This is a genomic window from Streptomyces sp. NPDC052079 (assembly GCF_040680275.1).
Classification (GTDB): Bacteria; Actinomycetota; Actinomycetes; order Streptomycetales; family Streptomycetaceae; genus Streptomyces.
In genome coordinates, this window is the sequence record NZ_JBFAWL010000025.1 from 73,581 (window position 1) to 83,829 (window position 10,249).

Annotated in this window: 11 protein-coding genes; 7 read left to right on the forward strand and 4 right to left on the reverse strand. The window is 70.4% G+C overall.

Going from position 1 to position 10,249, the window contains the following annotated elements; genetic code table 11:
* Positions 1 to 107: 107 nt before the first annotated feature.
* Complete coding sequence (locus tag AB0L56_RS27485) at positions 108 to 1,727, forward strand: beta-N-acetylhexosaminidase (protein WP_365427699.1); 1,620 nt, start codon at positions 108 to 110, stop codon at positions 1,725 to 1,727.
* A gap of 66 nt (positions 1,728 to 1,793) precedes the next feature.
* Here the strand turns inward: AB0L56_RS27485 and AB0L56_RS27490 are convergent, their stop codons facing one another.
* Positions 1,794 to 2,144: a helix-turn-helix domain-containing protein gene (locus tag AB0L56_RS27490; protein WP_365427702.1), complete on the reverse strand. Its 351-nt coding sequence runs from the start codon at positions 2,142 to 2,144 to the stop codon at positions 1,794 to 1,796.
* Positions 2,145 to 2,218: 74 nt separating this feature from the next.
* On the opposite strand from AB0L56_RS27490, the gene AB0L56_RS27495 reads away from it, so the two are divergent.
* Positions 2,219 to 2,905 (forward strand): NAD(P)-binding domain-containing protein, encoded by a 687-nt coding sequence (locus tag AB0L56_RS27495; protein WP_365427705.1) that lies wholly within the window; start codon positions 2,219 to 2,221, stop codon positions 2,903 to 2,905.
* 22 nt (positions 2,906 to 2,927) lie between these two features.
* Here AB0L56_RS27495 and AB0L56_RS27500 read toward each other — a convergent pair whose 3' ends face one another.
* Both AB0L56_RS27500 and AB0L56_RS27505 read right to left on the reverse strand, forming a co-directional pair.
* Entirely contained in the window at positions 2,928 to 3,485 is a 558-nt protein-coding gene (locus AB0L56_RS27500; protein ID WP_365427708.1) for a GNAT family N-acetyltransferase, read from the reverse strand.
* Between the two features lie 22 nt (positions 3,486 to 3,507).
* The gene (locus AB0L56_RS27505) at positions 3,508 to 4,407 is read right to left on the reverse strand and encodes a hypothetical protein (protein WP_365427711.1); all 900 of its coding nucleotides are present in this window, start codon (positions 4,405 to 4,407) and stop codon (positions 3,508 to 3,510) included.
* Positions 4,408 to 4,962: 555 nt separating this feature from the next.
* Here AB0L56_RS27505 and AB0L56_RS27510 point away from each other — a divergent pair.
* The 4 genes from AB0L56_RS27510 (at position 4,963) to AB0L56_RS27525 (ending at position 8,070) form a co-directional block, all read left to right on the forward strand.
* A complete protein-coding gene (locus AB0L56_RS27510; RefSeq protein ID WP_365427714.1) occupies positions 4,963 to 5,370 on the forward strand; it encodes an ATP-binding protein in 408 nt (135 codons plus the stop codon).
* A gap of 395 nt (positions 5,371 to 5,765) precedes the next feature.
* A complete protein-coding gene (tgmA, locus tag AB0L56_RS27515; protein WP_365427719.1) occupies positions 5,766 to 5,996 on the forward strand; it encodes a putative ATP-grasp-modified RiPP in 231 nt (76 codons plus the stop codon).
* Entirely contained in the window at positions 5,993 to 6,970 is a 978-nt protein-coding gene (tgmB, locus tag AB0L56_RS27520; protein ID WP_365427722.1) for an ATP-grasp ribosomal peptide maturase, read from the forward strand. The genes tgmA and tgmB overlap by 4 nt, the downstream gene beginning before the upstream one ends.
* The gene (locus tag AB0L56_RS27525) at positions 6,967 to 8,070 is read left to right on the forward strand and encodes a methyltransferase domain-containing protein (protein ID WP_365427725.1); all 1,104 of its coding nucleotides are present in this window, start codon (positions 6,967 to 6,969) and stop codon (positions 8,068 to 8,070) included. The genes tgmB and AB0L56_RS27525 overlap by 4 nt, the downstream gene beginning before the upstream one ends.
* A gap of 102 nt (positions 8,071 to 8,172) precedes the next feature.
* On the opposite strand, the gene AB0L56_RS27530 is transcribed toward AB0L56_RS27525, so the two are convergent.
* Positions 8,173 to 9,945 carry an IucA/IucC family siderophore biosynthesis protein gene (locus AB0L56_RS27530; protein ID WP_365427728.1) on the reverse strand — a complete coding sequence of 591 codons (1,773 nt, stop codon included), beginning with the start codon at positions 9,943 to 9,945 and terminating at the stop codon, positions 8,173 to 8,175.
* Positions 9,946 to 10,127: 182 nt separating this feature from the next.
* On the opposite strand from AB0L56_RS27530, the gene AB0L56_RS27535 reads away from it, so the two are divergent.
* Positions 10,128 to 10,249, forward strand: a 122-nt coding sequence (locus AB0L56_RS27535; protein ID WP_365422109.1) for a helix-turn-helix domain-containing protein, incomplete at its 3' end; no start/stop codon positions are given.

The window sequence follows — 10,249 nt, forward strand, 5'->3', positions numbered from 1 at the left end:
CGGATCTGCGGGAGAGTGGTCTATACCGGGTCCGGCTTTCCTTGCCGGGCCCCGGAGTTGAGTCACGGCTCCACCCGCGGAGCCACGAGGTTGAGAAGGGAGCGCGTGTGAGACGGCAACGACGGCACCACAGAACGACTCCCCGTACCACCCGACTGCTTGGATCCCTGCTGCTGGTCGTGGCGGCGGGGGCCGCCATGGTGGGCGCGGCCCCGGCGCAGAGCGACCGGCCCGTCCGGGGCACGACCCCCGTCCCGCTGGACCAGGTGATCCCGGCGCCCGTCTCGGTGGCGCCGGGCGGTTCGCCGTACCGCATCACCCAGGGGACCCGGATCCGGGTCGACGGCTCCAGTGAGGCCCGCCAGGTCGGCGAGTACCTCGCGCAGGTGCTGCGGCCCTCCACCGGCTACCCGCTGCCGGTCACCGACCTCGGCAAGGGCGGCATCCGCCTGCGGATCGCCGAGGGCCCCTACGGCAGCGAGGGCTACCGGCTGCACAGCGGCCCCTCGGGCGTCACCCTCACCGCCGCCGCGCCCGCCGGGCTCTTCCACGGCGTGCAGACCCTGCGTCAGCTGCTCCCCGCGGCCGTCGAGAACGACACCGAACAGCCCGGCCCCTGGCTGGTGGCGGGCGGCACCGTCACCGACACCCCTCGCTTCGGCTGGCGCGGCGCCATGCTCGACGTCTCCCGGCACTTCTTCTCCGTCGACGAGGTCAAGCGCTACATCGACCAGATCGTCCTGTACAAGATCAACAAGCTGCATCTGCACCTCAGCGACGACCAGGGCTGGCGCATCGCCATCGACTCCTGGCCGCGGCTGGCCACCTACGGGGGCTCCACCGAGGTCGGCGGCGGCCCCGGCGGCTACTACACCAAGGCCGACTACCGGGAGATCGTCCGCTACGCCGCCTCCCGTCACCTCGAGGTCGTCCCCGAGATCGACATGCCGGGCCACACCAACGCGGCCCTCGCCTCCTACGCCGACCTGAACTGCGACGGCGTGGCACCCCCGCTCTACACCGGGACCCAAGTCGGCTTCAGCTCGCTGTGCGTCGGCAAGGAGATCACCTACGACTTCGTGGACGACGTGGTGCGCGAGATCGCCGCGCTCACACCCGGCCGCTACCTCCACATCGGCGGTGACGAGGCGCACTCCACCCCGCACGAGGACTTCGTGGCCTTCATGAAGCGGGTGCAGCCGATCGTCGCGCAGTACGGCAAGACCGTCATCGGCTGGCACCAGCTCACCTCGGCGGACCCGGCGCCGGGAGCGCTCGCCCAGTACTGGGGCCGGGACCGCACGAGCGCCGAGGAGAAGGAGCGGGTCGCCGAGGCCGCGCGGAACGGCACCGGGCTGATCCTCTCCCCGGCCGACCGGGCGTACCTCGACATGAAGTACGACAAGAACACCCCGCTCGGCCTGTCCTGGGCCGGGTACGTCGAGGTCCAGCGTTCCTACGACTGGGACCCGGGCGTGTATCTGCCGGGTGTCCCGGAGTCCGCGGTACGGGGCGTCGAGGCACCGCTGTGGACGGAGACACTGTCCGAGTCCGGCCACCTGGAATTCATGGCCTTCCCCCGCCTGCCCGGCATCGCCGAACTCGCCTGGTCGCCGGCAACCACCCACGACTGGGAGAACTACCGCCAACGCCTCGCCATCCAGGCCCCCCGCTGGGACGCACTGGGCATGGGCTACTACAAGTCACCGCAGGTGCCGTGGCCGTGAGGTGACGGACGGCTCCCGGTCCACTGACGCTGGGACGAGGGCCCTTGAGACAGCGCGCGTGCCGTCTCAAGGGCCCTCCGCTGCTTCCTGGGCGGCCATGACCTCGTCGCCGTGTTCGAAGGCCCATGCGCCGACGGCCTCGATGGGCGCCAGGAAAGTGCGGCCCAGAGGGCTGAGCCGATACTCGACCCGTGAGGGCCCGGAGTGTTCCAGCCGGTCGACGAGTCCGTTGAACTGCAGCCGTCGCAGCGTCTCGGTGAGGACCTTGGAGCTGATGCCTCCGATCCGCTCCCGGATTTCGACCGGGCGCCTCGGGCCGTCACGCAGCGAGTGGAGCACCACGGCGTTCCACGTATGGGAGAGCAGGTCGAAGGCGAGGCGGGCGCGGCAGTCGGCGAGGAAGGCGTTGGTCGTCACGTACCAAATGGTGCCCGAACGGCCTTCTAGCGTCGGTGTGAACGGTCGAAGCAGGCACGGAGAGGGACCGCGTGATGAGAATCGGCGTACTGGGCACGGGCAACATGGCCGACGCGCTCGCCACCCACTGGGTGCGGGCAGGGCACGAGGTGACGATCGGCGGACGGGACGTGCGCAAAGCGGAGCGGCTAGCGACGCGCATCGGAGGCAGCGCGAAGCCCGCTGGTCTGCGCGCGGCGGCGGAGGCCGGTCACGAAGTGGTGCTCGCCGCGCTGCCTTTCGGGGCGGGAGCGGACGTGGCACGTGATCTGCGCGCATCCCTGGAGGGCAAGGTGCTCCTCGACTGCTCCAACCCGGTCGGACCGGGCTTCCGGCTGCTGACGGAAGGCGGCCTCTCAGCCGCGCAGCGGCTCGCCGCGGCGGCACCGGGAGCCCACGTGGTCAAGGCCTTCAACCTCTGCCACGAGGACGTGTGGCGCATGCGACCGCCCGTGTTCGACGGCCGGCCGCTCTCCGTGCCGGTGTGCGGGGACGACGAGACGGCCCTCGCGCGCGTACGCGAGCTGGTGCGGAACACAGGCTGCCGGCCCGTGTCCGGCGGCGGTCTCGAACGCGCCGGACTCCTCGAGGCGACCGCCGCGCTGTTCATCGCTCTATGGGTCGGCGAGGGAGCGGACGCCCAAGCGATAGCACCTCCACTGGCCTACGCGGCCGGACCGAACCACCGGGAACCGGAGAAGGACACGGCGGCCTTCCGTTGAGGGTTCCGAGAGCCGCTCGTACTCAGCTTGCCCTCAGCGGGCGCATCATCGTGGCGTAGACCGGGGCGTCGGGAAACGGCTGCTGGTCACCGACGTTGCGGTATCCCCAGCTCTCGTACAGGCCCTTGACCTTGGGGTGGCTCGACTCCACCAGAAGCGTGACGCGCTCCTCCGGACGGCCGGCCAACAGCTCCTCATGGATACGGCGGGCGATGCCCGTGCCGCGCCAGGGCCGGCGCACCATCAGCTCGAACAGGGCGAGGGTGCGCCGGCCGTCCTCGGCGGTCTGCTCCTCCGGCAGCGGTTCGAGCATGCCCGCCCACCAGGCGGAGCCCTCCGGGAGCGTGGAGGCGAATGCGTACCCGGCCGCCTCACCTCCGTCGTAGGCGACGACGGCTTCCCATCCGGGCCGCGACGCGTATCCCTCCAGACGCTGCTCGAACCGCTCGACGGAGAAGAACGGGTCCGGGAGCTGATCGGCGTAGACCTCGGCGTACAGGGAGACCAGAGTGGGCCGAATGTCGGCAAACTCCTCCTGGTCGTAGCGGATGAGTTCGATGGTGTTGGCGTGCGCGGTCACGGGGCCTCCTTCGCCGTTCGGGTCACAGAGCGCGGGCACGTTCGTTCCACTCGCGGGTGATCACTGCGCCGGGGGCTTTCATGTTGAGGGCGGAAGTGAAGGTGCCGAGGAGCCGGGGAACGCGGCTCGTCGGCACAGTACCGGGCGGGGGGATCACCGTGGCCGCCGTGGCGGTCGCCTGTTCCAGATCGCCCTGGCCGAGCTGCGCGAGTGCGGCCTGAGCCGTGTAGTAGGCGCGATTGCGGTGCTGGTCGGCGCCGAGGGCGGCGAGGCACTGGTGGGCGTGGAATTCGGCCTCGTCGGCCTGGCCGAGGCGGTAGTGGGTGATGCCGGTCAGGCCGTGGAGTTCGCCGTGTGTGTAGAAGTCCATGGAGACCGGGCGCGGCTGGGCGAGGTCGGCGCGATCGTAGGCGGAGGCGGCCCTGTCCAGGGCGCGCAGAGCTCGGGAGCGGTCGCCGGCACTTGCGGCCGCAAGCGCCAGGCGGGCGTGGCTGAGGGAGGCGTACAGCGGGTCCCGTCGGTGGGCCGCGGTCAGCATGGCGGCCTCGGCGGCAGCGATGGCGTCGGTGTGACGGCCGCGCTGGTCGGCGAGCATGGCGGCGTATCGCCAGGTCTGGTGCTGGACTTGGCCGTCGGCGGAGAGGCCGGCAAGGGTGACGGCCTGTTCCATGTAGCGATGGGCGTCGTCGAGCCGTCCGGAGTCCACGGCGGCCCACAGGGCGGTTGCTGTGAAGGCAGCGGCGAGGGCATAGAGGCGGCTGCGGACACGGCCGGTGGCGCTGCCGTTCTGCTGGAGCCCCAGTGTGCGCCGGATTTCGATGTTGGCCTGTTCCTCGAGATCGGCACCGCCGCCGTTCCTGTCGTCCTGCTCGTAGAGCTCGGCAAGACGGGAGCGGAGGCGCTGGACATCGGCCCGACCCACGGTGGGACGGACCGGGGCTCGCTGAGGAGTGGCAGCCGCGTTGGAGGTGGTGACGGCGACAGCGGTACCGGTTGTGACGGTTATGAAGGCGCGGCGGTGCACGGAGACCTCCTGTGGTGCCGGGGCGGGAGCCGGCCTTCGGCCTCTGGGGACGAAACCGAGGCGGGTGGCGGGACACCCTGTGACGTGTTCCAGGGCGAGGCGCTGACGGTCCTGGGGCCATCGGTTCTCCCCCGATAACCACCGGAACACGGTGCGTTCGGAGACGGCGCCACACCGACCCGTGAGCTGTTGCATGGCGTCATTGACCAACTCGGCGAGTTCGACAGCCGTGACCTGGTGATGGTGCATCCAGTCCGCGAGGCTCTGGTTCCTGCTCCGTGCCATGGGATCACGGTAGGCGCGGCACGCACACCCGCGTGAGGAAAGGGCCGGTCAATTCGTCAGGGTCGGCGTGAGCACGACGGCCCGTGTTCGTCATGCACACCGGCCTCCGTGCAGCGGTTAGTTGGGGGTACGGCACGCGAGCACCCCAGAGGGACGCATCCGATGACCATGACCGCTGCATCCGCAGGACCACAGCGCTACCAGGAGCGCTACCCGCCGACACCGGAGGCCGCCGCCAAGGCGCGCCGGGACATAGCGCTCACGCTGAACACCTGGGGGCTGCCCCGACTGGTGGAGGTCGCCAAGCAGATCGTCTCCGAGTTGGTGGCCAACGCGGTGGAGCACACCGGCACGTACACGGTCGGCGTCTCGATCACCCGGACCGGCGAGGAGTCCGTGCGGATCGTCGTCACCGACGCGTCACGCGTCAGGCCCACCCCGGCCACGCCCGCGCCGGACGACGAGCACGGGCGCGGTCTGCTCCTCGTCGAGGGGCTGGCCCACGACTGGGGTTGTGAGCCGGTGGCCGACGGCAAACGCGTGTGGGCCGAGCTGCGCGCGGGCGGCGAGCGGTGAGTGGGCGGCGAGCGGTGAGTGGGCGGACCACCGCCGGCCTGCCGCACGTCGGCCGGCTCAGCCCACGGCAACAGATGGCCATGGACTGTGCACGCTGCACCCGTCGGCTCGGGGTGTCCGGCCGGGTGTGGGGCGAGGTGCGGTACCAGGGCCGGTTGTTCCGGCTCTGGATCTGCACACCCGACTGTGCAACGCCTGCCCGCGGCGACAGCGCTGCCTGAGCAGCCTCCTCCTGCCGGAGACGCGAACACCGGCAGGAGGCGGTGCACCACCCGCTCCTACCGGGCCGAACGGGCCCTCGACGGGAGGAGCGGCCCGCAAGACCCTCGCCCCCTCTGCCAGGTGGGCGAGGCGGACATCCGTCCGAGCGCAACACCACAACCAAGGAGGCTTACATGCCCATCTCCACAGCAGTCGTCCCGTTCGGCGCCCGCGCCGAGCGCACGCCGTACACCGTGACCCTCGAGGAAGGCTCCTTCATCTACGACCCGGTCCGGCAGGTCAACGTACTGACCGACGGCTCCGGCTCTCTGTGGAGCCGGTCCACCACCCTCGCCGGGAGTTGCACGAACACCAATCTGGACAGCAGGAATGACGACACTGCCGACCCGTACCTGATGCGATGACACAGCGTCTTTCCGGCGGCCCGGTGCTGGTCGTCACCAAGGAACTGGACCCCGCCGCGGACCTGGTGGTCGACGAGCTGGCGCTCCGGCGCGTGCCGGTGATGCGGTTCGACATGGGTGACTTCCCGTCGTCCCTGGGCCTGTCCGTCGAGCACGCCGCAGCGCCCTGGGCGGGTGTCCTGGCCGACGCGCACCGCTCCGTGCGGCTGGAGGAGGTGCGGGCCGTCTACTACAGGCGGCCCCGCCTTCCCACCGTCTCCGCGGAGTTGCGGGAGCCCCACCGCACGTGGGCGAATGAACAGGCGCTTGCCGGCCTCCTTGGCACGCTGTACGCGCTGCCGGCGACGTGGGTCAACCGACCGGACGTCGACGGCATCGCCTCGCACAAGCAAGGACAACTTCCCGTGGCGGCGTCCCACGGATTGCGCACGCCCCGCTCCCTGGTCACCACCGACCCGGAGGCGGGCCGCAGGTTCTGTCGCGAGGTGGGCGGGCAGGTGATCTGCAAGCCCCTGATGGGCGGACCGCTGGCCTATCCGGACGGCCGCCGGGCCGGGGTTCCCACGCACCTCATCGACCCCGACGACATCGACGACACCGTCTCCTTGACGGCGCACCTCTTCCAGGAGTGGGTGCCCAAGGCCCACGAGGTGCGGCTGACCGTCGTGGGGGAGGAGGTATTCGCTGCCGAGATTCACGCGGGCAGCGACGCGGCCCGCGTGGACTGGCGCAGCGACTATGACTCGCTCAGCTACGACGTGTGCACAGTCCCGGACGACGTGCGTGCGGGCGTGCTGGGGTGGATGAAGCACTTCCGTCTCAACTTCGGCGCGTTCGACTTCGCCGTGACCCCGGCCGGGGCCTGGGTGATGTTCGAGTGCAACCCGTCCGGGGAGTGGTCCTGGATCCAGAACCGGACGGGCCTGCCCATCGCCGCGCACATCGCCGACCTACTCTCCGGGGAAGGGCCATGACCATGCACACGGAAGAGCGCGCCACCGAGCTGCGCGTGGCGCTGGCCGACGCTCTGGAGGCCGACGGGCAACTGACGGAACCGGCTTGGCGGGAGGTGTTCGAAAGCGTTCCGCGGCATCCGTTCGTACCGGAGTTCTGGGCCCTCGCCGACGGCGAGCAGCGGCGCGTGACGCCCGAGGACCCGGACTGGCTCGCGCTCGCGTACAGGGACGACGCGCTGGCCACGCAGTTCACCGACGGCGTGGCCACCTCCTCCTCGACAGCGCCGGGCCTGATGCTCACCATGCTCCAGGCCCTGGACGTCGCATACGGTCACCGGGTGCTGGAGATCGCAACCGGCACCGGATACAACGCCGCACTTCTGGCCGAGCGGCTGGGCAGTCACCATGTCGTCACACTGGAGGTCGACCCGGTACTGGCGCGCCTCGCCGAGTCACGGCTACGGCGCTGCGGGTACTCCCCTCTCGTCGTCGCCGGGGACGGCCGCAAGGGATATCCGGATCGGGCGCCGTACGACCGGCTCATCGCCACCTGTGGCTTCAGCAGGATCCCAACAGCCTGGTTGGAGCAGGTCCGGCCCGCCGGCCTCATCGTGTGCCCGCTCGGCTGGGGTACGGCCCGCCTGGTCGTCGGTGACGACGGCCGCGCCGAGGGCCGGTTCCTGCCCGCACCCTCCTACTTCATGGCTGTCCGCGAGGCCGGTGCCACCGGCGCCCCGGTACACCCGGGCAGGCCGGAGGCGACGAGCGGCCGACTGACCGGGCTGGACCTGACAGCCGTCGCCGAGGACGAGGCGTTCCGCTTTGTGCTGTCTCTCGTCGCGCCCGGCACCGCGTGTGCATTCGAGCGCGGTGACGACGGCGTGACGGCTCTGGAGCTGTGGGGCACGGACGGCGCGTGGGCGCGGGCCGAGGACGGCAAGGCACGACAGGCCGGGCCGCGGCTGCTGTGGGATGCAGTGGAGGCCGCGTACGAGTTGTACGCCGACAATGACCGGCCCGGCCCGGAACGCTTCGGTGTCACCGTGACCGCAGCGGGGCAGCGCATCTGGCTGGACTCTCCCAGCCGTCCGGTGCCCAGCGCGCCTGTCACGGTCTGAGGTTCGCGGCAGCCGCAGGGACATCCAGGCCCGATGACTCACCACCGGCGCTGACGAGCGCCCCGGGGGACCGTACTCCGGGGCGCTCGTCCGTTTGTTGGGTCAGAAGCCCGCGAGGGGGTTTTTCAGGGTGCCGGTTAGTTGGAGGGCCGCGGAGGGGTCTGTCAGGTCGAGCATCTGTTGGTTGTTGCGGAGTTGGAGGCGGTTGAGGCAGGACAGGGGGAACTCCGGGGTGAAGATGTCGTAGCGGGCGAATTTGTCGGCGAGTTCCGGGGCCGACGCCTGGTACGCGCGGGTGACCTCCGCGACCGTGCGCCAGAAGGTGTCCTCGTCGAGGATCCCCTCCTCGGCGAGGTGCGCGGCGAGGAAGCGGAAGAAGCAGTCGAAGACGTCCGTGAAGATCGACAGGAGCTTGGTGTCGTCCGGGACCTCGACCCGGATGCGGGAGACCTCGGGCGGCAGCACCGCGTCGGGGTCCATCACCGCGATCTCCTCGGCGATGTCCTTGTAGATCGCGCGCCGCACCACGCCGTCCGCCAGGACCAGGATCACGTTCTCGCCGTGCGGCATGTACACGAGGTCGTAGGCGTAGAAGCTGTGCAGCAGCGGGACGTAGTACGCGCGCAGGTAGGCGCGCAGCCACTCGGCCGGGGGGAGGCCCGAGCGGGCGATCAGCGCGCCCGCGAAGGACTTCCCCTCGTGGTCGACGTGGACGAGCGAGGCCATGGTGGCGAGGGACTCGCCGTCCTTCAGGGACGGCACCGGGCTCTCCCGCCACAGCGCGGCCAGCATCTTGCGGTACGGCGAGTAGGGGTCCGTGGCCTGCTCGTACTCCCTGTGCCGGTAGCCCACGGCGGCCCGCTCCCGGATGACCGACAGTCCCGTCGCCCGCAGTACCGGGTCGTTGCCGATCAGGCGGGCCAGCCAGTCGTTGATCGCCGGGGTCGCCTCCATGTAGGCGGCGGACAGGCCGCGCATGAAGCCCATGTTGAGGACGGACAGCGCCGTCTTCACGTAGTGCTTCTCGGGGTGCGAGGTGTTGAAGAAGGTGCGGATGGACTGCTGGGCGAGGTACTCGTCGTCGCCCTCGCCCAGGCAGACCAGGTGCCGGCGGGCCACCTCGGCGGCGAAGGTGACGGACAGCTTGTTCCACCACTGCCAGGGGTGGACGGGGATCAGCAGGTAATCGGCGGGGTCCAGGGCTTGATCGCGCAGTACGGCGTGGAAGCGCTCTACGGTCTCCTCGCCCAGCTCCTGGCGGATGAACGACTCGTACTCGATGCCCACGCCCGCCGTGAACGCGGCGCGCGAGCGGTGCGCGGCCAGCCACACGAGGCGGACCGGGTTCGCCGTCTCCGGCGCGTAGGACCGGTACTCGTGGACGCCGAAGCCGAGCCGTCCGTTGTTGGCGACGAAGCAGGGGTGGCCCTCGGTCATGCCGGTCTCGACGGCCTGGAAGCCGGCGTCGACCAGCTCCGCGACCGGGATCTGCGGCTTGGTGAGCTTGTAGCAGGTGCCGGAGAGGGTGGAGGAGATCTCCTCCAGGTACACCGGGAGGATCTCGTCGCTGAGGCCCAGGGACTTCTGCAGCTCGATGAAGAAGTCCAGGGCGGCGAGGTCGAGTTCGGCGTCGTCCCGGTGGCGGGTGATCGAGTCGGCGTCGATCACCCAGTGGTCCAGGGCGCGGCGCGTGGCCGTGAAGGTGTACCGGGTCAGGCCGTCGTCGCTGCGGACGACGTACCCGCCGTCGCCGGTGGCCTCCGGCGTGATGAGCCGCTCGTGGGCGAACTCGGCGAGCGCCTTGCGGAGCAGCAGGCGGTTGGCCCGCGCCCAGCGGTGGGGGGACAGATGCGCCACGGCGTCGGACAGGGTCATCGGGATCCCTTCGTGGATACCCCGGCCTTCAGGCCGGGGTGGGGGTACCTCCCGCTTGCGGGGGAGAAACGAAGCTCCTGCGGAGCAGGGCAGGGAAAGGCGAGTCGCCGCCAGGGCGACTCGGCGTCTGCGGCCACCGGCCGACATCCGGCGCTCACACGGGATCTGATACAGTGTGAGGCGTGACGCAGCAGGTCAAGCGGGCTTTTAAGTACCGCTTCTACCCCACGGACGAGCAGGCAGCCGAGCTGTCCCGCACGTTCGGCTGCGTCCGCCTCGTCTACAACAAGGCGCTGGAGGAGCG